Consider the following 21,406-nt stretch of genomic DNA (forward strand, 5'->3'; position numbering starts at 1 on the left):
CGTCGCGCGGAGGCGAACAAGCCGGCCCCGGCGCAATATTTGTACTGTGGTGTCCGGTCGCGCCACTGCCGACCTTCGACGCGCCACCCACTCCTAGGACGTGACCTCCGTGCCCGACGATCGCGCATCCCGCGCAGGGTGGAGTTCGGTGTGGCAGACGACGAAGTCCCTGCCCGGGTTCCGCCGCCTCCTGGAACTGCGGGCCGTCAGCCAGTTCGGTGACGGGCTGTTCCAGGCCGGTCTCGCCGGCGCGATCCTGTTCAACCCCGAGCGCGCGGCCGATCCGTGGGCGATCGCCGCGGCGTTCGCCGTGCTGTTCCTGCCGTACTCGGTGCTCGGACCGTTCGCCGGGGCGCTGCTGGACCGATGGGACCGGCGAGTGGTGCTCATCGGCGCCAACACCGGCCGCCTCGTGCTGATCCTCGTCGTGGGCACACTGCTGGCGGCAGGTCTGGGTGATCTACCGATCCTGTTGGGCGCGCTGGTGGTCAACGGGATGACGCGGTTCGTCTCATCGGGGCTCTCGGCGGCGCTGCCGCACGTGGTGCCGCGTGAGCAGGTGGTGGCGATGAACTCGGTCGCGACGGCCACCGGCGCCGCAGCGGCGTTCTTCGGTGCGAACTTCATGCTGCTGCCGCGCTGGTTGTTCGGCTCCAGTGATTCCGGCGCGTCGATGATCATCTTCCTGGTGGCGGTCCCGGTCGCCCTGGCGCTGTGGCTGTCGGTGCGCTTCCCGCCGCGGGTGCTGGGTCCAGACGACAGTGCCCGGGCCGTGCACGGTTCCGTCGCCTACGCCGTGGCGACGGGATGGCTGCACGGCGCGCGCACGGTGCTCGCCGTGCCGACCGTGACCGCGACCCTGGCGGGGCTCTCGGCGCACCGGATGGCGTTCGGCCTCAACACGCTGCTGGTGTTGGTGATCGTGCGGCACAGCGACACGGCCGCGGTGGCGGGGCTGGGCACCGCGGTGCTGTTCGTGGCGGCGACGGGTATCGGGTCCTTCCTGGCGACGGCGGTGACGCCGATCCTCGTGAAGCGCTGGGGCCGCTACGCCACCCCGATCTGGGCGTTGGCGTTCGCCGCAGCGGTCCAGTTGTGCGGCGCGACGTTGCGGCTGCCGGTGATGATCGCGTGCGGCTTCCTGCTCGGCGGAGCCGGTCAGGTGGTCAAGTTGTGCGCCGACACCGCGATGCAGATCGACGTCGACGACGCCCTGCGCGGACACGTCTTCACGGTGCAGGACGCGCTGTTCTGGATGGCGTTCATCCTCGCGATCGCCGCGGCGGCGTTCGTGATGCCGGCCGACGGGCATGCGCCCGCAGTCGCCTTCGCCGGCACCGCGATCTATCTGGTGGGGCTTGCCGTCTACGCGACCGTGGCGCGGCGGCGACGCCCCGCGGGCTAGGGTGACCGCCATGGCCGGAGCTGCCCCCATCGTCGCTGACCTGCGCGCCGAGAGCGACGAGCTGGATGCGCTGGTCGCGGACCTCCCGGCGGCACGCTGGGCCACCGCCACGCCCGCGCCCGGGTGGACGATCGCGCACCAGATCGCGCATCTGCTGTGGACTGATCGCACGTCCCTGATCGCCGTCACCGATGAGGACGCCTTCGGCTCTGACGTCGTTTCCGCCGCGGCGCAGAACCCCAGCGGCTTCGTCGACGCCGCCGCCGAAGAGTTGGCCGACACCGCGCCCGACGCCCTGCTCAATGACTGGCGGGCCACCCGCGCAGCGCTGCACGACGCCCTGGTGTCTGTGCCCGAGGGTCGCAAGCTGCCCTGGTTCGGACCGCCGATGAGCGCCGCGTCCATGGCCACCGCCCGGCTGATGGAGACCTGGGCGCATGGTCTCGATGTCGCCGATGCGCTCGGCGTGACCCGCACACCGACGGCGCGGCTGCGGTCGATCGCGCACATCGGCGTGCGGACCCGCGATTTCGCCTACGCCGTGCACGGGCTGACGCCGCCGGCCGAACCGTTCCACGTGAAACTTTCTGCGCCCGACGGCAGCGAGTGGACCTGGGGGCCGGAGGATGCCTCGCAGCGGGTGCAGGGCTCCGCCGAGCACTTCTGCATGCTGGTGACGCAACGCCGCCCGCGGTCCGCGCTCGACATCGTCGCCGTCGGATCGGACGCCGAACAGTGGCTCACGATCGCGCAGGCGTTCGCGGGCCCGCCCGGGGCTGGGCGGAGCTGAACCTCAGATAGGCGTGGCGCTGTCAGCGGCGCCATCGCCGTCGGCGTCGACCAATCGGACGTCCCAGCGGCCGTCGGCGTCCGTGTCGACCCAGGCGGTGCCCGTCCCGAATGCCCGGTCGGCCAACCCGTCACCATCAGAATCGACGAGCCGCTCGTCGGCCAGCCCGTCGCCGTCCAGATCCACCGTCGCGGCGCCTGCCGGATGCTCGACGCCGTCGAGCCCGAGCCATCGCAACGCCGCCCCGGGATCCAGATGCACCGCCCACGTGCCGGTCCCGTCGTCGGTCACGGTCACCGCACCCGCACCCCCGACACCGAGCACACCGTGTTCGGCGAGTCCGTCCGCATCGAGATCGGCGAGCGCGTCGTCGACCAGGCCGTCGTGATCCAGATCCAGCATCACCGCATCCAGCACACCGTCACCGTCGACGTCGGTCATCGGGTCGGCACTCCACATCGTCGCGCCGCCGTCGACGTCGCCCACGCAGTACTCCATGACTGTCAGACGCACGGCTACCGCTGCTCGTTCCACCACCTGAGCAATTCCTCGACCGCCTCGTCGTGGCTGAGCGGGCCGCGGTCCAGGCGCACCTCCTTGAGGTGGTTCCACGCCTGTCCGACAGCGGGGCCGGGCGGGATGCCGAGGAGCGTCATGATCTCGTTGCCGTCGATGTCCGGCCGCACGCGCGCCAGATCCTCCTTGGCCGCCAACTCCGCGATGCGGTGCTCGAGATCGTCGTAATTGGCCTGCAGCCGGGCCGCGCGGCGCTTGTTGCGCGTCGTGCAGTCGGCCCGCACGAGCTTGTGCAACCGGCTCAGCAACGGTCCGGCGTCGGTCACGTAGCGGCGCACCGCCGAATCGGTCCACCGGCCTTCGCCGTAGCCGTGGAACCGCAGATGCAGGTACACCAGCTGCGACACGTCGTCGACCATCTGCTTGGAGTACTTCAACGCGCGCATCCGCTTTCGGGTCATCTTCGCGCCGACCACCTCGTGGTGGTGGAAGCTGACGCCGCCGTCGGGCTCGTGGCGCCGGGTCGCGGGCTTACCGATGTCGTGCAGCAGCGCGGCCCAGCGCAACACCAGATCCGGGCCGTCGGTTTCGAGATCGATGGCCTGCCGCAGCACGGTCAGCGAATGCTGGTACACGTCCTTGTGCTGGTGGTGCTCGTCGATAGCCATGCGCATCGCCCCGACCTCCGGCAGCACGATCCCGCCCAGCCCGGTCTGCACCATCAGATCCACCCCCGCGACCGGGTCGGCGCCCAGAAGCGTCTTGTCGAGCTCGGCCGCCACCCGCTCGACGCTGATCCGAGACAGCTGCGGCGCCATCTCGGTCAGCGCCTGCCGCACCCGCGGCGACACCGTGAATCCGAGCTGGGCCGCGAACCGCGCCGCCCGCAGCATCCGCAGCGGATCGTCGGTGAAACTCACCTCGGGTTCGGCCGGGGTGTCCAGCGTGCGGGCCTGCAGCGCGGCGAGCCCGCCGAGCGGATCCAGGAACTCCCCCAGCCCGCCGGGCTGCTCGGGGTCCAGGCGCACCGCCATCGCGTTGACGGTGAAATCACGACGGACCAGATCGTCGGCGAGGTTGTCGCCGAAGCGCACCTCGGGATGGCGGGTGACGTGGTCGTAGGAGTCGGCACGGAACGTGGTGATCTCCAGGCGGTCGCCGTCCTTGCCGACGCCGAGCGTCCCGAACTCGATGCCGGTGTCCCAGAGCGCATCGGCCCAGCCGGCCAGCAGCGGCTTCATCTGCTCCGGGCGCGCATCGGTGGTGAAGTCCAGATCGGTGTCGAGCCGGCCCAGCAGCGCGTCGCGCACACTGCCGCCCACCAGATAGATCGAATGCCCGGCATCGGTGAACACCCGGCCGAGCGCCTGCAGCACCTTGTGGTGCCGCCCCAGGGACACCTGCGCGGCAGCCAGCAGTTCGGCGACATCTTGTCCGGACGAGGGCTCAGGCACGTCCGATGAGCCTACTGGTCACAGCCATGTCACCGACCGGCGAGTGCGGCGTGGCCGATAGTTCATGGCAGCTACTATCGCTTGGGTGTCGGACGGCGAGCAGCCAAAACCTCGACGACGCCGCGGGCGGCGTCGGGGCCGACGCGCGGCAGGACCGCCCGAGGCAGGCACCCAACAGCCGGCCGGGCCGCGGGACGTCAACCCCGCCGACACCCCGCCCGCGACCCCCAAACCCCAACGCTCCGGGCCGCGCCGGCCCACCGAACGCCTGCGCACCGTGCACGAGACCTCCGCGGGCGGCCTGGTCATCGACGGCCTCGACGGACCGAAGGAAAGCCAGGTCGCCGCCCTGATCGGGCGGACCGACCGCCGCGGGCGCATGCTGTGGTCCCTGCCCAAGGGCCACATCGAACGGGGCGAGACCGCCGAACAGACAGCGATCCGCGAGGTCGCCGAGGAGACCGGCATCCAGGGCAGCGTGCTGGCCGCGCTGGGCAGCATCGACTACTGGTTCGTCACCGAGGGCCGCCGGGTCCACAAGACCGTGCACCACTATCTGATGCGATTCGCCGGCGGCGAGCTGTCCGATGAAGACGTCGAGGTCACCGAGGTCGCCTGGGTGCCGCTGCAGGAACTGCCGAAGCGGCTGGCCTACGCCGACGAACGCCGGCTCGCCGAGGTCGCCGACGAGTTGATCGACAAACTGCACAGCGACGGGCCCGCGGCGCTGCCTCCGCTGCCCCGCAGCACACCGCGGCGCCGGGGCCAGACGCACTCGCGCACCCGCAACCACAGGACTGATCCGACGGCGCAACCCCAGCCGGGCCGACGGGCGAACGGCTACGGTCAGGGTCCGTGATCGGTCTGCCCGCGCGCCTGCTCGCCGCGGTCGTCGCCCTGCTGGCTGCCGTTCTGCCGATCGTCGCGCCCGCCGTCGCGGACGCCCAGCCGGCCACGCAGCCGTCCCCCCTGCCGTTCCTCACCGTCCAGATCGACAGCATCACCCCGGATGTGGTCACCACCACGAGCGACCCGATGGTGACGGTCACCGGCACCATCCGCAACGTCGGCGACCGCGCGGTGCGCGACGTGGTGGTGCGCCTCGAACGGGCAGATCCGGTGGCGTCGTCGACCGCGCTGAGGACCGACCTGGCCGGCAACGTCGATCAGTTCCAGCCGGTCGCCGACTTCATCACGATCGCCCCGGAGATGGCCCGGGGCCAGAACGTCCCGTTCCGGCTGTCGTACCCGCTGCGCTCGGCGGATCATCCGTCCTTCGACGTCAGTGAGCCGGGCGTCTACCCGGTGATGGTGAACGTCAACGGCACGCCGGACTACGGGGCGCCGGCCCGCCTCGACGACTCCCGCTTCCTGCTGCCCGTCGTGGGTGTACCGCCCGATCAGCAGAACGACGCGGCCACCGACACGGTGACGTCCGCAGTACCCCCGGACACCACCAGGCCCGTCGGCCTGACGATGCTCTGGCCGCTGGCCGACCGACCCCGGCTCGCGGCAGGCGCCCCGGGCGGCACCACCCCGGTGCGGCTCATCGACGACGATCTGGCGACGTCCCTCGCGCCGGGCGGCCGGCTCGACAGTCTGCTGACCGCAGCGGATTTCGCGACGAGCCCGCAGGTCGACCCGGGTGGTGAGGTCACCGGCGGGCTGTGTCTGGCCGTCGACCCCGACCTTCTGGTCACGGTGAACGCGATGACCAACGGCTACGTCGTCAACGACGCCGCGGACGCGGGCCCGCGCACCACGCCGACGCATCCGGGCACCGGGCAGCAGGCCGCCATCGGCTGGCTCGCCCGGCTCAAGGCGCTGGCCCAGCGGATGTGCGTGACCGCGACGCCATACGCCCAAGCCGACCTCGACGCGCTGCACCGCGTCAACGATCCGGCGTTGGCGGCGGCCGCGACCGGCGGCGCCGCCGACGTGGTCGATCAGATCCTCGGCGTGGCCTCCACCCGGGGCGCCACCATCGTCGGCGACGGACCCCTCACCGCGGCCGCCGTCGACCTGATGTCCGCGCAGGGTCCGACCGTGGCGCTGGCGGCGGCCAACCTGACCGGTCCGGACGAGGCCGATGGCGGACAACCGCAGACCGCGGACACAGCGCCGGTGCGGTACACGCCGAACGTGGTGACCGCACCCTTCGATCCCGCCGTCGGCGCCGCGCTGGCCGGCATGGGCACCGCGCCGGAATCACCGTCGTATCTGGCCCCGTCGCTGAGCATCTCGGTGAAACAGGACTCGGCGATCGCGCGTCGACAGGACGCGCTCGGCGCACTGCTCTGGCGAGGCCTGGACCCCGATGCCTCACCGCGGGGCCAGCTGATCATGCCGCCCCTGATGTGGAACGCCACCGCCGAGGACGCAGAGGCCGTGCTGACCACCGTCGCCACCACGATCCGGTCGGGACTCGCCGCGCCACGACCGCTGCGGGCGGTGCTCGACGAGGCCGCCACCGTCCACGGCAGCGCGCCACCCCCCGCCGACAACGTCGGCAACCCGCGCGGGCGCTTCGACGACGGCGTGGTGTCCGGGATCGCAGCGACCACCAACCGACTCCGCGGCCTCACCGACGCCTTGACCACCGACGACCGCACCGGGCTGACCGGACCGCAGTACACGGCGCCGCTGCGCGAGGACATGCTGCGGGCCCTGAGCCAGTCGGTACCGCCGGACGCGCGCAACGGGCTCGCCCAGCAGCGGCTGACCACCGTCGGCGGCACCGTGGAGGACCTGTTCAAGGCCGTGACGATCGTCAATCCCGGCGGCTCCTACACGCTGGCCACCGAGCGCAGCCCGCTGCCGCTGGCGCTGCGCAACGATCTGCCCGTCCCGATTCGGGTGCGCCTGCAGATCGACGCCCCGCCCGGCATGACGGTGACCGACCCCGGCGAGATCGTGCTGCCACCCGGCTTCCTTCCGCTCAAGGTGCCCATCGAGGTCCACTTCACCCAGCGGGTGGCCGTGGACGTGTCGCTGCGCACCGTCGACGGCTTGTCGCTCGGCGAGCCGGTGCGGCTGTCGGTGCACTCCAACGCGTACGGCAAGGTGCTGTTCTTCATCACGCTGACCGGCGGTGCGGTGCTGGTGCTGCTCGTCGGGCGCCGACTGTGGCACCGGTTCCGTGGCCAGCCTGACCGCGCCGATCTCGAGGCCGATCCGCACCGCCCCGACCCGATCGAGGTGGCGCTCGCCTACTCCGACGACGAGCGGAGGCGCCGGTGAGTACGGCGCAACCACGGCGGGCCCCGGCCCGTGCCGAGCTCTCCGACGCCGCGGTGGTGTCGCGCTCGTGGGGGATGGCGCTGGCCACGCTGGTCAGCCGACTCACCGGGTTCGCCCGGATCGTGCTGCTCGCCGCGATCCTCGGTGCAGCGCTGTCCAGCGCGTTCACGGTGGCCAATCAGCTGCCCAACATGATCGCCGCGCTGGTGCTGGAGGCGACGTTCACCGCGATCTTCGTGCCGGTGCTCGCCCGCGCCGAACGTGACGACCCCGACGGCGGATCCGCCTTCATCAGAAGGCTTCTGACGCTGGCCACCACCCTGCTGATCGTGGTGACGATCATCTCTACCGCCGGCGCCCCGCTGCTGGTCGATCTGATGCTGGGGTCGGAACCCCTGGTGGACCGGCCGTTGACGACGGCGTTCGCCTACCTGCTGTTGCCGCAGATCATCTTCTACGGGTTGTCGTCGGTGTTCATGGCAATCCTGAACACCCGCAACATCTTCGGGCCCCCGGCGTGGGCGCCCGTGGTCAACAACGTCGTCGCGATCCTCACCCTGGGCCTGTATCTCCTTGTGCCGGGCGAACTCTCACTGAACCCGGTGACGATGGGCGACGCCAAGCTCCTGGTCCTTGGCATCGGGACGACGCTGGGCGTCGTCGCACAGGCCGCGGTGCTGTTCGTGGCGATCCGGCGCGAGCGGGTCAGCCTGCGGCCGCTGTGGGGCATCGACGCGCGACTCAAGAAGTTCGGGATGATGGCGCTGGCGATGGTGCTCTACGTGCTCATCAGCCAGGTCGGGTTCATCGTCGGCAATCAGGTCGCCAGCGGTGCGGCAGCGTCGGGCCCGGCGATCTACAACTACACGTGGCTGATCCTGCAGCTGCCGTTCGGCATCGTCGGGGTGACGGTGCTGACCGTCGTGATGCCGCGCCTGTCCCGGAACGCGGCGGCCGGCGACGGACCCGCTGTACTCGCCGATCTGTCGTTGGCGACCCGCTTGACGATGGTGACGCTGATCCCGGTGGTCGCGTTGATGACGGTCGGCGGTCCGGCGATCGGCAGCGCGCTGTTCTCCTACGGCAATTTCGGCGCCGTCGATGCCGGCTACCTCGGCATGGCGATCACGCTGTCAGCGTTCACGCTGATCCCGTACGCCCTGGTTCTGCTGCAGCTGCGGGTGTTCTATGCCCGCGAGGAGCCGTGGACGCCGATCCTGCTGATCGTGGTGATCACGGTCGTGAAGGTCGCCGGCTCGCTGGCGGCGCCGCACCTGACCACCAACCGGGAGCTGGTCGCCGGCTACCTTGGGCTGGCCAACGGCTTGGGCTTTCTCGCCGGTGCGACGCTCGGCTATCTGCTGCTGCGTAATCGTCTGAATCCCCCCGGCGGGCGCCTGTTCTCCACCGACGTCGTGCGCACCGTGCTGGTCACGATCACGGCGGCGCTCGCGGCCGGCCTGATAGCCCACGTGCTCGACCGGCTGGCAGGGCTGGGATCGCTGACCGACCATTTCGGTGCGGCCGGGTCCCTGCTGCGGCTGGCGGTGCTGGGCCTGGTCATGGGTCCGATCATCGCCGGAATCCTGCTCGCCGCGAAGGTCCCCGAGGCGGTTGCGGCGGCGGGCGCGGTGCGGGCGCGCCTCGGTCGCCGCCACGCCGATGCCGGGGCCTCCGTCTCGACCCGGCCGGACGGGGGGCTCACGTACCCTGATCTCACCTCGACGCGACGGACGCGTCAGTTTCCCGGGACGACGCACCGGGGACAGGGAGGCATGGTTGGCGAACACAGGACCGGGAAAGGAGCTGCCGTGAGCGACACCCCCGCCGGTGGTCATCCGGCCCCGCGGCAGACGTCCGATCCGGCCGATCCAGCCAAGACGGCGCGCATCGATCGCCCGTCGGCTGATGACTTCCAGCCCGACGTGCCGGAGCCCGATGAGCCGGCCCCGGCCGAGCCGCCCGCTGTCGACCCCACCCCCGCCGACTCCGCCTCGCCCACCGAGGCGATGCCCGCCGCCGGCACGCCCCGCCCCCGCGCCGACTACAGCAATGACCCCACCCGCGAATCGCTGGCCTTCGATCCGCCCCGCGAACCACCGCTCGAGGCGGCGACCGCGGCGGAGGACATGCACCTCATCCCCGGCGCCACCGTCGGCAAAGGCCGTTACCGCCTGCTCGTCTCACATGGCGGACCACCCACCCTGCAGTTCTGGCAGGCGCTCGACACGGCGCTGGACCGGCAGGTCGCCCTGACGTTCGTCGACCCGGACGGAACGCTGCCCGCGAGCGAGGTGCAGGCGATCCTGGATCGCACCCAACGGCTGGGTCGCATCGACATGCCCGGGGTGGCGCGGGTTCTCGACGTGATGCCCACCGGCACCGGCGGCCTCGTCGTGTCCGAATGGATTCGAGGCGGCTCCCTCGCCGAAGTCGCCGACACCTCCCCCTCCCCGATCGGGGGTGCCCGCGCCATCCAGTCGTTGGCCGCGGCGGCGGAAGCGGCGCACCGCAGCGGCGTCGCGCTGGCGATCGACCATCCGGCCCGCATCCGCGTCAGCATCGACGGTGATGTGGCGCTTGCGTTCCCGGCCACGCTCCCGTCGGCGACCCCGGACGACGACATCCGCGGCATCGGCGCGGCGCTGTATGCGCTGCTGATCAACCGGTGGCCGCTGCCCGAGAGCGGCCAACCCAGTGGGCTCGCCGCCGCCGAGCTGGATGCCGCCGGCCAACCCGTCGAACCCCGCACCGTCGACCGGGACATCCCGTTCCAGATCTCCGCGGCCGCCGCTCGTGCCGCGCAGGAGAACGGCGGGATCCGCAGCGCCTCGACGATGCTGAACCTGCTGCAGCAGGCCACGGCGATCGCTGACCGCACCGATCACCTCGCCCCGGTCGACGAGACTGCGTCCCCGGTGCCGGGTGTCCCCGGCGCCCCGGTCGATCCCGACGACGCGGCCCGGCGGCGCAAGCGCCTGATCATCGGTGTCAGTGTGGCCGCCGCCGCGGTGGTACTCGTGGTGATCCTGCTGGCGACCGTGCTCAGCAACATCTTCGGCGACGTGGGCAACGGGCTCAGCGGTGACGAGCTCGGCCTCAACGCCCCGACGTCGTCGCAGCCGAACAGCAGCACCACCGACGCCGGGGCCGTCGTGAAACCCGTTCGCGCCACGGTGTTCTCGCCCGAAGGCGAGGCCGATGCGCCGGATCTCGCCGGCTTGGCGATCGACGGCGATCCGAGCACGGTGTGGCCCACCGACACCTACAGCGACGCGGCCCCCTTCCCCGGATTCAAGAACGGTGTCGGCCTGATGCTGCAGCTGCCGCAACCGACCACGCTGGGTTCGGTCGGTATCAACGTCAACAGCACCGGCACTGCGGTGCAGATCCGTTCGGCGACATCGGCGTCACCGTCGTCGCTGGACGACACGACCGCGCTCACCCAGCCCACGACGCTCAAGCCCGGAACCAACACCATTGCGGTCGAGAACGCCGCCCCGACGTCCTATGTGCTCGTGTGGATCTCCACGCTGGGACAGGTCAACGGGCAGAGCCGTACCGACGTCTCGGAGATCACGCTCAAAGCCGCCGGCTGACCGAAAACTGGTGCGCAGGGCCCCCGCTCGGTCCGCCTAGGGTTCGGCTGTGGGGATTTTCTCGGGGCACGGCGACGGCGTGGTGCGGCCGCGCACCGACTCCGAGTTGCTGGCCGCGCACGTCGCGGGCGACCGCTACGCGTTCGAGGAACTCTTCTATCGCCACCACCGCCAGCTCTACCGTCTCGCGACGCTGACCACCGCCGATCCCGACGACGCGGCCGATGCGCTGCAGGACGCCCTGCTGGCGGCGCACCGCACCGCCGGCGCGTTCCGGCACGATTCCGCGGTCAGCAGCTGGCTGCACCGCATCGTCGTCAACGCCTGCCTTGATCGACTGCGCCGCAACAAGTTCCGCGACCACGCTGCACTCGACGAACAACTCACCTGCGGCACCGACCCCACCCGCCACATCGACACAGCGATCGTGATCGAACGGGCGCTGCTGACGCTGCCGCTCGAGCAGCGTGCCGCGGTGGTGGCGGTCGACATGCAGGGTTTCTCGGTCGCCGAGACCGCGCGGCTGCTCGGCATCCCAGAAGGCACGGTCAAGAGTCGGTGCGCGCGGGCCCGGGCCAAGCTCGCGGCATCCCTGACGGTGTTCGCCGGCGATCACATCGAATGAACCCGGTCGGCTAGCCTCAGACGGTCAGCGGACAACGCAACCGGCGGGGGTGGACGATGGGTGACGACCTCGAACCCGTCGCGCCGGAACTCGTGGCAGATTTGCAGGCCGGCCTCCTCGACGACGACACCGCCGCCGCTGTGCGCCGCCGGGTACGCACCGATCCCGAGGCGGCGCAGATGCTGGCGGCGCTCGACACCGTCCGTCGCGAACTGAGCCGGCTCGGCGCCAAGCCTGCCTCGGCGCCCGCGGTACCCGCCGAGGTCACAGCCCGCATCGGTGCCGCGTTGCGAACGGCAGAACCACCCTCGAAACACCACTGACCCGCCCGGGCGGCCATCGGGAACACCCCGGCCTACCCTGGTGTTCAAGGATTGCAGGCAGAAAGGCACTCATGACCTCCTCGTCCACCGTCCACGACGTGATCATCGTCGGTTCCGGCCCGGCCGGGTACACCGCCGCCGTCTACACGGCGCGGGCCCAGCTGAAGCCCCTCGTGTTCGAAGGCACCCAGTTCGGCGGTGCTCTCATGACCACCACCGAGGTGGAGAACTATCCGGGGTTCCGGGATGGCATCACCGGCCCCGAGCTGATGGACCAGATGCGCGAGCAAGCGCTGCGCTTCGGAGCCGACTTGCGCATGGAGGACGTCGATTCGGTCGACCTGAGCGGCCCGGTCAAGAAGGTCACCGTCGGTGACGAGACCTTCCAGGCCCGCGCCGTCATCCTCGCGATGGGCGCCGCGGCCCGCCACCTCGGTGCCCCCGGCGAAGACGCGCTGCTGGGCATGGGTGTGAGCACGTGCGCCACCTGCGACGGCTTCTTCTTCCGCGACCAGGACATCGCCGTGGTCGGCGGTGGCGATTCGGCGATGGAGGAGGCCACCTTCCTCACCCGTTTCGCACGCAGTGTGACGCTGATCCACCGCCGCGAGGAGTTCCGCGCCTCCAAGATCATGCTCGAGCGCGCCGAGCAGAACGAGAAGATCACCTTCTTGACCAACACCGCGGTGGAGTCGATCGAGGGCGATCCGAAGGTGACCGGCATCAAGCTCCGCAACACCGTGACCGGTGAAGAGTCCGCGTTGGCGGTCACCGGTGTCTTCGTGGCGATCGGTCACGATCCGCGGTCGGATCTGGTGCGCGGGCAGGTCGATCTCGACGACGAGGGTTATGTCCAGGTCGTCGGTCGCACCACCTACACCTCGGTCGACGGAGTCTTCGCCGCAGGCGATCTGGTGGACCACACCTACCGGCAGGCCATCACCGCTGCCGGAAGTGGTTGTGCTGCAGCCATCGACGCCGAACGGTGGTTGGCTGACCACGCCGCACCGGGCGAACGAACCTCCACCACAACCGAAGACACCGATCTGATTGGAGCGCAGCAATGAGCGAGTCCACCTCGGCGACCGTCGCCGTCACCGACGATTCCTTTTCTCAGGACGTGCTGTCCAGCGGCACCCCGGTGCTCGTCGATTTCTGGGCGACCTGGTGCGGGCCGTGCAAGATGGTGGCCCCGGTGCTCGAGGAGATCGCATCCGAGAAGGCCGGCGCCCTGACGGTGGCCAAGCTCGACGTCGACGAGAACCCGGCGACGGCGCGGGACTTCTCGGTCGTGTCGATCCCCACCATGATCCTGTTCAAGGACGGTCAGCCGGTGAAGCGGATCGTGGGGGCGAAGGGCAAGGCCGCGCTGCTGCGCGAGCTCGCTGACGTGCTCTAGCGGACTCGTACTGCCCCGGGACACTTCCCTGGGGTTTTCCGGAATCCTCTCCCCTTCTGAGAGAATGCTGCCTATGTCGAGTCTGCGTCGCGGTGACCGTTCTGCAGCGGTCACCGAGATCCGGATCGCGTTGGCCGCCCTGGGCATGCTCGACGATCCCGACGACGACCTGGCCACCGGGCGCAGAGTCGCCGCCGATGTGTTCGACGGCGAGCTCGACCACGCGGTCCGCGCTTTTCAACAGCATCGTGGTCTCCTCGTCGACGGGATCGTCGGCGAGGCGACCTATCGGGCGATCAAGGAGGCCTCCTACCGCCTCGGCGCGCGAACCCTGAACCACCAGTTCGGTGCCCCCATGTACGGCGACGATGTCGCCACCCTGCAAGCGCGCCTGCAGGATCTCGGGTTCTACACCGGGTTGGTCGACGGCCACTTCGGGTTGCAGACCCACAACGCGCTGATGTCCTACCAACGTGAGTACGGACTCTTCCCCGACGGTATCTGCGGGCCGGAAACGCTGCGCTCGCTGTACAACCTGGGATCCCGCGTGACCGGCGGCTCGCCGCATGCGATCCGCGAGGAGGAGCTGGTGCGTAGCTCCGGACCTCGTCTTTCGGGCAAGAGGATCATCATCGATCCGGGGCGCGGCGGCACCGATCACGGTCTCATCATGAACGGGCCGTCGGGACCGATCAGCGAGGCAGACATCCTGTGGGACCTGGCCAGTCGGCTCGAAGGCCGGATGACGGCCATCGGCATGGAGACCTTTCTGTCTCGGTCTGCGGGTGCCTCCCCCCCTGACGCGGAACGTGCCGCGACCGCCAACTCCGTCGGCGCCGATCTGATGATCAGCCTGCGATGCGAAGCGCAGGCGAGCCCCGCGGCCAACGGTGTCGCGTCGTTCCACTTCGGCAACTCGCACGGCTCGGTGTCCACCATCGGGCGCAACCTCGCCGACTTCATCCAGCGAGAGGTCGTGGCACGCACCGGGTTACGTGATTGCCGCGTCCACGGCCGGACGTGGGATCTGCTGCGCCTGACCCGCATGCCCACCGTGCAGGTGGACGTCGGCTACATCACCAATCCCGGTGACCGGGCCACCCTCGTCTCCCCCGCGGCCCGCGATTCTCTGGCCGAAGGCATCCTCGCGGCCGTGAAGCGGCTCTACCTTCTCGGTAAGAACGACCGCCCCACAGGCACATTCACGTTCGCCGAGCTCCTCGCCCACGAATTGGCCGTCGAGCAGTCACGCCGCAGCTAGCCGAAGACGGCTAGCAGTTCGCCGCCGCGCCGGCACCGACCGGTTGCTGCAGCTGCGCACTTTCCAGCAGGCGCTCCAAGGCGGCTTCGACACCGGCTTTCCACCCGAGACCCTGCTCCAGTTCCAGCCGGAGCCGCGGGAAGTAGGTGTGGTGGGACACGACGACGAAACCCGCATCGAGGAGTAGATCGAGCGGCATCACACAGGTGCCCATCGCGCAGTCACCGAGGGTCTCCAGCACAGGTTGCACATCCGGCGGCACCTCGGCCATGTCCGCTAGTTCGTCAGCGACAGACGAGCGGCCGAACGCTTCCAGCGCGCGCACACCTCGTCGCACGAGATCGCCGACCACTCCCGTGATCAATGCGCGCGACAGTTCCTCGTGGCCGGGGCCCGTCTCCACGCCCAGCGACGTCAGAAGAACTGCGTCGGCGCTGACCGGTCCGGTCGGGAAGCGACTCGCCCGCGGCACACTGCGCGGCGGCGCATAGAAGGCGTACCCGAGGCACGGCTCGTCACCCGTCTCGTCGTCGGGCACCGGTGTCGAGTACTCGACGGCGAGCTGGCCGCACGACCCCCACTCCAGCATCACCATCGACAGCCAGGCTTCTTTCTCGAATTCGGGGTCCGAAAGATTCCGGTCGTCTCCGACTGTGAGCGGATCGACTTCCCAGTACACGCACCGACGCGCGTGCTTGGGCAGCTGCTCGAACGCTTCGAGCCGCAGAGGCGTGATTCGTGCAGTCACTACGCTCCCGAAGGTCTCCGCCGCGAAGGGGTGCGCGGCCGCCCCTCCAGAATAGAAGGCGCGGACCCAGCCGGCCGGATACTGCGCCGTCGGACCTCCTGCCGAGCGCTTGCCGCCGAAACAGATTGGCGCTCAGTGCCTTTCCCGGCGGCGCCGCGATCGAGCCCGGTCCGCGACGGGCGACTGTCACAGTGACGTAACGGCCGCGTGTGGTTGGTCACCGGGTTGTCGAGTTCATGAGGTCCACAATTCGTTGCAGATCGTCGACGGATCCGAATTCGACGACGATCTTGCCCTTGCGCTTGCCCAGACTGACCGTCACACGAGTGTCGAACGCCGACGAGAGCTGCTCGGCCACGTCCTGCAGCCCGGGCATCTGGATCGGCTTGCGACGCGGCGCCGGTGGGGCGCCCGCACCTTCCCGGTTGGCCAACGTGACGGCTTCTTCGGTAGCTCGCACCGACAGACCTTCGGCGACGATCCGGGCGGCGAGCTCCTCCTGCTGCTCCGGCCCGCCCTCGAGGGCGAGCAGAGCCCGCGCATGGCCGGCGGACAGCACGCCCGCAGCGACGCGACGCTGCACGGCGATCGGTAGGCGCAGCAGGCGGATCATGTTGGTGATGACCGGACGCGAGCGGCCGATCCGCGCGGCCAGTTCATCGTGGGTCACGGCGAACTCGTCCAGCAGCTGCTGGTAGGCGGCCGCCTCTTCCAACGGGTTCAGCTGCACGCGATGGATGTTCTCCAGGAGCGCGTCACGCAGCATGCTGTCGTCGGCGGTCTCCCGCACAATCGCGGGGATCGTCGCGACGCCTGCCTTCTGCGCTGCGCGCCAGCGGCGCTCCCCCATGACCAGCTGGTAGCGCACCGGCGCATCCCCGGTGGCGGGGACGGCGCGCACGACGATCGGCTGCATCAAGCCGAATTCGCGGATGGAGTGAACGAGTTCGCTCAGCGCTTCCTCGTCGAACACCTGTCGGGGCTGACGCGGATTGGGATCGATCTGCGATGGCGCGATCTCCCGGTACACCGCGCCGACGTCGCCGGCTGCCGGCGGAGCTTCCGACGGCGGTGCGCCGAACACGGCGTCGGCGGCAGCAGCACCCATCCGGGGCCCGGTGGTGGCCGGCTCATCACCCTCGGCCGGGCCCGTCGGGATCAGCGAAGCCAAGCCCCGCCCGAGGCCACTGCGCTTACGTGCCGGGTTGTTCATCCATGTCCTTCGTTCGTCGCACGCTAGAGGTTCGGGAGATCAGCTTGGGATCACTGCCGTGCTGCGGGCGCGCCACGCTGCGCGAGTTCGCGGCTCGCGTCGAGGTAGCTCATCGCGCCCCGCGACCCGGGGTCGTAATCGATGATCGTCATGCCGTAGCCGGGCGCTTCCGAGACTTTGACGCTGCGCGGGATCACGGTCCGCAGCACCTTGTCGCCGAAGTGCGCTCGAACGTCGACGGCGACCTGATCCGCCAGCTTGGTGCGACCGTCGTACATGGTCAGCACCACGGTCGTCACGTTGAGTTCGGGATTCAGGTGCGACTTGACCATCTCGATGTTGCGAAGCAGCTGACCGACTCCCTCGAGCGCGTAGTACTCACACTGGATCGGGATCAGAACTTCAGGCGCAGCCACGAGCGCATTGATGGTCAGCAAGCCGAGCGACGGTGGGCAGTCGATGAAGACGTAGTCGAAATCGTGGTGCTTCAGCTCGGCGAGGGCGGTGCGCAGTCGTCCCTCGCGGGCCACCATGCTGACGAGCTCGATCTCGGCGCCGGCGAGATCGATGGTCGCGGGCACGCAGTACAGGAGCTCATTGTGCGGACTCTGCTGCAGCGCAGTCTCCACGGGAATCTCGCCGATGAGCACCTCGTAGGACGACGGTGTCCCCGGCCGATGCTCGATACCGAGCGCGGTGCTCGCGTTGCCCTGTGGGTCCAGGTCGATGACGAGGGTGCGGGCGCCCTGCAGCGCCAGCGCCGCGGCGATGTTGACCGCCGTCGTGGTCTTGCCGACGCCGCCCTTCTGATTGGCAACTGTGAAAATTCGCTGGCGTGCCGGCTTCGGTAGAAGTCCCTCTGACGCCGCGTGCATCAAACGGACAGCGCGCTCCGCCTCCGCACCGATGGGGGTGTCGGCGTCATGAGTGCCCCACGTTTCACGTGAAACATCCGCGCCCGGCTCCTCGGCCGTTGACGTCACCGCTGTCTCCTTCCCGCCGGAGTCCGACGGCGCCGCTCCTCTTCCAGAAACCCTACGACTACTGTCGCGGGCGGGTCCACGAAATCCGCGCCACACGTCTTCACCTCTATGTTGGCGAGGCCGAGCGCAGCCAGCGATCTGCGGTGCTGCTGCACCTCATCGGCCGCCCGCTCGCCCTTCATCGCGAGCATTCGGCCACCGGCACGCAACAGCGGAACGCTCCACTTGGCGAGCTTGTCGAGAGACGCGACCGCGCGCGACACCACCGCATCCTGCTCCCCGACGGCATCTCGAACGGCTCTGTCTTCTGCACGCCCACGCACCACGACGGAATTCAGCCCCAGTTCTGCGATGGCTTCCCGAAGGAAGTCGCTGCGGCGAAGCAGCGGCTCGATCAGCGTCACCGACACATCTGGCCGCGCCAACGCCAACGGTATCCCGGGTAGCCCGGATCCGCTTCCGATGTCAGCGACCGACTCGCCATCGGCCACCACATCGGCTATCGCGACACTGTTGAGGATGTGTCGGTCCCAGAGCCGGTCCACCTCGCGGGGACCGAGGAGACCTCGCTCCACACCGGCGCCGGCCAGGATCTCGGCATACCGACATGCGGCATCGGCGGCGTCACCGAAGACTGCCGCGACCGCCGCGGGCGGCGCTGGCACCTCCGCATGTTTCACGTGAAACATCCTCCGCCTCGAGTCCTGACAATGGCACGCTCACCGAACTACATCGGTGTAACTCCACGCTGTCAGTCGACGAGGACGACCACGCGACGCGAGGGCTCCACGCCCTCGCTCTCGCTGTGCACCCCGTCGACGTCAGCCACGGCGTCGTGCACGATCTTGCGCTCGAACGGCGTCATCGGCGACAGCTCTTCGCGCTCACCCGTCTCGAGCACGCGGTGCGCCACCTTGCTCCCCAGGGCCGCCAGCTCGTCACGTCGCCGCTTACGCCACTGCGCGATATCGAGCATGAGCCGGCTCCGCTCGCCGGTCTTCTGATGAACAGCCAACCGGGTCAGCTCCTGCAGAGCGTCGAGCACCTCGCCCTTGCGCCCCACGAGCTTGGTCAGGTCTCCCCCGCCATCGATGCTCACTACCGCACGGTCGCCTTCGACGTCGAGATCGATGTCCCCGTCGAAGTCCAACAGGTCCAGCAGTTCCTCGAGATAATCGCCGGCGATCTCGCCCTCAGCGACCAGTCGCTCCTCGAGATCGGTCGGACCCGAACCCGCTTCCTTCGCAGCCTCGTCCACGGTCACGGTGGAGTCCGCCTGCTCGAGCTCTTCTGCGGTTGTCGTCTCTGAATTCGTCATGGTTTACCTCTTCCTCGTTCGCGGTCGCCCGCGCGTCAACGTTTCCGCTTCTTGGGGCGTGCGCCGGGTTTGGGAGTACGACTCGCTGTCCCGTTCCGCGTGGCGGCATCGCTGCTGTTCGTGCTGGAGCCATTACTGGTGCTGGCGCCCGACATTCCATTCGGGCTGCCCGCGCCGTGTTCGGAACCAGTTGCCTCGGTGATCTCGACGCCGTCGGTGCCATCCACCGACTCACCTTCGAGGCGCGGGCCCTTCTTGCGGCTCGGCTTCGCTCCCGGCGCAGGTGCGTTCGCCGCCCGCCGCTCCAGCGCCTCCTGCTTCTTGGCTTCCTCTTCCTTCTCGATCTTGCCGAAGACGTAGTGCTGCTGACCGAAGGTCCAGATGTTGTTGGAGAACCAGTACAGCAGGATCGCCAGCGGGAGGAACGGACCGCCGACAACGACGCCGAGCGGGAAGACGTAGAGCGCGAGCTTGTTCATCATCGCGGTCTGCGGATTGGCTGCCGCTTCCGGTGACTGGCGAGCCACCGAGGCGCGGCTGTTGAAGTAGGTCGCAACGCCCGCCAGGATCATGATCGGCACACCCACGGCAACAACGGCGGGACGGTGGAATTCGGTGAACGCCTCCAAGCCGTGCTTCTGGATCATGGTCGCGCCGAGTGGTGCACCGAAGAGGTTGGCGTCCAGGAAATGCCCGACGTCGGTGGCGCTGAAGAAATAGTTGCCGAGGCTGCGGTTCTCCTCGACGGACAGACCCAGCCGGCCGATGCCGGTCTGCGTCCGGTTGAACGACATCAGCACGTGGTAGAGCCCGAGGAACACCGGTACCTGGGCGAGCATCGGCAAGCATCCGAGGATCGGGTTGAACCCGTGTTCCTTCTGCAGCTTCTGCATTTCCAGCGCCATGCGCTGACGGTCCTTGCCGTACTTCTTCTGCAGGGCCTTGATCTGCGGCTGCAGCTCCTGCATCTGGCGGGTGGTGCGGATCTGCCGCACGAACGGCTTGTAAAGGATCGCACGCAGCGTGAACACCAGGAACATCACCGACAGTGCCCAGGCGAAGAAGTTCGACGGGCCCAGCAAGAACGCGAACGCCTTGTACCAGACCCACATGATCGCCGACACCGGGTAATAGATGATGTCGAGGCTGAAGAAGTTAAACACGCGGCAGACTCTTCCCTTGCTGATCCGGTTGGTCTTCTCGGTCTACTGAGGCGCTACAGGGGCCACCGATACTCACGGGGGTGGCGTCACTGTGACGTTGACGGTCGGTGCGATCCGGTATCGGATCCCACCCTCCGTTATGCCATGGTCCGCATTTGAGCAGGCGAACGAGCGCCAACCAACTCCCCCGCACCAATCCGAACTCGGTCAAGGCCTCGACCGCGTACTGGCTGCAGGTGGGGGTGAAGCGACACGTCGGTAGCCGCAGTGGGGACACCGTGCTGCGGTACAGCTGGATCATCCACACCAGAGCACGGACCGCACGTGCACTCACGAGGGGGCGTCCATCGATGCGGCTGCCCGATTCCTGATGCGCCGCAGCGCGATCCGCAGCTCCTGCTCGAGGCGAGGAGATACGGCGCGCCGACTGCCCGGGAGGGCGCGAATCACCACCCGGTCGGTGACGTCCAATTCGGGGAGAACGGTACGTGCGACATGACGGAGACGCCGAGACACCTGATGGCGTTGGACGGCATTGCCCACCGCTTTGGAGACGACCAAGCCGACCCGTGGTCCGGCTTCCTCGGTCTGATCAGAACGCAGGCAGTAGACGACGAGATCAGGCTGCGCGGCCCGCGTCCCTCGACTGACTGTGGCACCGAACTCGGTCGACCTGGTCATCCGGTTCTGTGCCGGAAGCACCGCGTCAGACCTGGGGTCGCGTCACGCAGTCAGTGACTGACGGCCTTTGCGGCGCCGGCCGGACACGATGGCACGCCCCGCACGGGTGCGCATCCGCAGCCGGAACCCGTGCACGCGTGCGCGGCGCCGGTTGTTGGGCTGGAAGGTCCGCTTGCCCTTGGCCACGGCAGTCACTCCTTGTTGGTCTGGCCCCCACGCTCGTCCCGCCATTCCTGACGGGCATCACGCTGTCGGCCGTTGGTAAGCTCGGCGGTCTTGCTGTACCGGCGCGGCCCCCGGCGTGAGCCGGATCGCAGCCGTATCGCCACGTGCGGGCGACTGTTCGAGGGTACTGACGAGAATTGGCCGGGTCAAACTTGCGCCTGCCAAGTGGAGCGCTCCCCCGCACAGCCGGTGTTCGTTCACCCCAACCGCACGTCAGCAGCATCACATTCACCTCAACAGTCACGTGCATCTGGAACGATTGAGCCACGCGGAATTACCCTTCCCCGCAATGTTGCAGAACTGTTGGCACTCGGAGAGAAAACTGTTAGCTTCTGGCGAGGCCGTTTCCATGCCGGAACGGCGCAAGACAACGAAGCGAGGATCGTTCACTCGGTCGCGAGCCCACCACGTGTCATCACGTAGTGATGAGCTCCGACCCTTGGCAGCCTCGTTGGTAGACAGC

At 68.9% G+C, this 21,406-nt stretch carries 20 protein-coding genes and 1 pseudogene; 10 read left to right on the plus strand and 11 right to left on the minus strand.

Annotated features, from left to right (window positions below):
• Positions 1-109 precede the first annotated feature (109 nt).
• Both ACZ50N_RS27155 and ACZ50N_RS27160 read left to right on the plus strand, forming a co-directional pair.
• A complete protein-coding gene (locus ACZ50N_RS27155) occupies positions 110-1,405 on the plus strand; it encodes an MFS transporter (RefSeq protein WP_464469303.1) in 1,296 nt (431 codons plus the stop codon).
• Positions 1,406-1,415: 10 nt separating this feature from the next.
• Complete coding sequence (locus ACZ50N_RS27160) at positions 1,416-2,195, plus strand: TIGR03084 family metal-binding protein (protein ID WP_464469304.1); 780 nt, start codon at positions 1,416-1,418, stop codon at positions 2,193-2,195.
• 3 nt (positions 2,196-2,198) lie between these two features.
• On the opposite strand, the gene ACZ50N_RS27165 is transcribed toward ACZ50N_RS27160, so the two are convergent.
• Positions 2,199-2,693, minus strand: a complete 495-nt coding sequence (locus tag ACZ50N_RS27165) for a hypothetical protein (RefSeq protein ID WP_046364581.1) — start codon at positions 2,691-2,693, stop codon at positions 2,199-2,201.
• Positions 2,694-2,710: 17 nt separating this feature from the next.
• Positions 2,711-4,165 (minus strand): CCA tRNA nucleotidyltransferase, encoded by a 1,455-nt coding sequence (locus tag ACZ50N_RS27170; RefSeq protein ID WP_046364582.1) that lies wholly within the window; start codon positions 4,163-4,165, stop codon positions 2,711-2,713.
• An 85-nt stretch (positions 4,166-4,250) separates the two neighbouring features.
• Between ACZ50N_RS27170 and ACZ50N_RS27175 the strand changes: the two genes are divergently transcribed.
• The 8 genes and pseudogenes from ACZ50N_RS27175 to ACZ50N_RS27210 all read left to right on the plus strand — a co-directional run bounded on the left by ACZ50N_RS27175 (position 4,251) and on the right by ACZ50N_RS27210 (position 14,612).
• The gene (locus tag ACZ50N_RS27175; RefSeq protein ID WP_198529210.1) at positions 4,251-5,024 is read left to right on the plus strand and encodes an NUDIX hydrolase; all 774 of its coding nucleotides are present in this window, start codon (positions 4,251-4,253) and stop codon (positions 5,022-5,024) included.
• A complete protein-coding gene (locus ACZ50N_RS27180; protein ID WP_464474258.1) occupies positions 5,021-7,405 on the plus strand; it encodes a DUF6049 family protein in 2,385 nt (794 codons plus the stop codon). Before ACZ50N_RS27175 ends, ACZ50N_RS27180 begins: the two co-directional genes overlap by 4 nt.
• Before the next feature lie 74 nt (positions 7,406-7,479).
• Positions 7,480-11,004, plus strand: a complete 3,525-nt coding sequence (gene murJ, locus ACZ50N_RS27185) for a murein biosynthesis integral membrane protein MurJ (protein ID WP_464475737.1) — start codon at positions 7,480-7,482, stop codon at positions 11,002-11,004.
• A 49-nt stretch (positions 11,005-11,053) separates the two neighbouring features.
• Positions 11,054-11,629: an RNA polymerase sigma factor SigM gene (gene sigM / locus ACZ50N_RS27190; RefSeq protein ID WP_046365051.1), complete on the plus strand. Its 576-nt coding sequence runs from the start codon at positions 11,054-11,056 to the stop codon at positions 11,627-11,629.
• A gap of 56 nt (positions 11,630-11,685) precedes the next feature.
• A pseudogene (locus tag ACZ50N_RS27195) lies at positions 11,686-11,934 on the plus strand (hypothetical protein); the annotation flags it as partial.
• An 89-nt stretch (positions 11,935-12,023) separates the two neighbouring features.
• Positions 12,024-13,019: a thioredoxin-disulfide reductase gene (gene trxB / locus ACZ50N_RS27200; RefSeq protein ID WP_046365052.1), complete on the plus strand. Its 996-nt coding sequence runs from the start codon at positions 12,024-12,026 to the stop codon at positions 13,017-13,019.
• On the plus strand, positions 13,016-13,351 hold the full coding sequence (trxA, locus tag ACZ50N_RS27205) for a thioredoxin (RefSeq protein WP_046365053.1): 336 nt from the start codon (positions 13,016-13,018) through the stop codon (positions 13,349-13,351). Before trxB ends, trxA begins: the two co-directional genes overlap by 4 nt.
• A 73-nt stretch (positions 13,352-13,424) precedes the next feature.
• On the plus strand, positions 13,425-14,612 hold the full coding sequence (locus tag ACZ50N_RS27210) for an N-acetylmuramoyl-L-alanine amidase (protein WP_464474259.1): 1,188 nt from the start codon (positions 13,425-13,427) through the stop codon (positions 14,610-14,612).
• 10 nt (positions 14,613-14,622) lie between these two features.
• Here the strand turns inward: ACZ50N_RS27210 and ACZ50N_RS27215 are convergent, their stop codons facing one another.
• From ACZ50N_RS27215 to rpmH, 9 genes are all read right to left on the minus strand, one after another.
• Entirely contained in the window at positions 14,623-15,360 is a 738-nt protein-coding gene (locus ACZ50N_RS27215) for an acetyltransferase (RefSeq protein ID WP_464474260.1), read from the minus strand.
• 217 nt (positions 15,361-15,577) lie between these two features.
• Positions 15,578-16,573: a ParB/RepB/Spo0J family partition protein gene (locus ACZ50N_RS27220; protein ID WP_046365056.1), complete on the minus strand. Its 996-nt coding sequence runs from the start codon at positions 16,571-16,573 to the stop codon at positions 15,578-15,580.
• Positions 16,574-16,623: 50 nt separating this feature from the next.
• Entirely contained in the window at positions 16,624-17,556 is a 933-nt protein-coding gene (locus ACZ50N_RS27225; protein ID WP_073683221.1) for a ParA family protein, read from the minus strand.
• Positions 17,553-18,236 (minus strand): 16S rRNA (guanine(527)-N(7))-methyltransferase RsmG, encoded by a 684-nt coding sequence (gene rsmG / locus ACZ50N_RS27230; protein ID WP_464474261.1) that lies wholly within the window; start codon positions 18,234-18,236, stop codon positions 17,553-17,555. Before rsmG ends, ACZ50N_RS27225 begins: the two co-directional genes overlap by 4 nt.
• A 71-nt stretch (positions 18,237-18,307) precedes the next feature.
• Positions 18,308-18,874 (minus strand): Jag family protein, encoded by a 567-nt coding sequence (locus ACZ50N_RS27235; protein WP_048424835.1) that lies wholly within the window; start codon positions 18,872-18,874, stop codon positions 18,308-18,310.
• A gap of 35 nt (positions 18,875-18,909) precedes the next feature.
• On the minus strand, positions 18,910-20,037 hold the full coding sequence (gene yidC, locus ACZ50N_RS27240) for a membrane protein insertase YidC (RefSeq protein ID WP_048424836.1): 1,128 nt from the start codon (positions 20,035-20,037) through the stop codon (positions 18,910-18,912).
• Positions 20,030-20,338 (minus strand): membrane protein insertion efficiency factor YidD, encoded by a 309-nt coding sequence (gene yidD / locus ACZ50N_RS27245; RefSeq protein WP_073683226.1) that lies wholly within the window; start codon positions 20,336-20,338, stop codon positions 20,030-20,032. The genes yidC and yidD overlap by 8 nt, the downstream gene beginning before the upstream one ends.
• Before the next feature lie 29 nt (positions 20,339-20,367).
• Positions 20,368-20,739, minus strand: a complete 372-nt coding sequence (gene rnpA, locus ACZ50N_RS27250; RefSeq protein ID WP_464474262.1) for a ribonuclease P protein component — start codon at positions 20,737-20,739, stop codon at positions 20,368-20,370.
• Between the two features lie 21 nt (positions 20,740-20,760).
• Entirely contained in the window at positions 20,761-20,904 is a 144-nt protein-coding gene (rpmH, locus tag ACZ50N_RS27255; protein WP_046365060.1) for a 50S ribosomal protein L34, read from the minus strand.
• Positions 20,905-21,406 lie beyond the last annotated feature (502 nt).

The organism is Mycolicibacterium obuense, assembly GCF_055397605.1.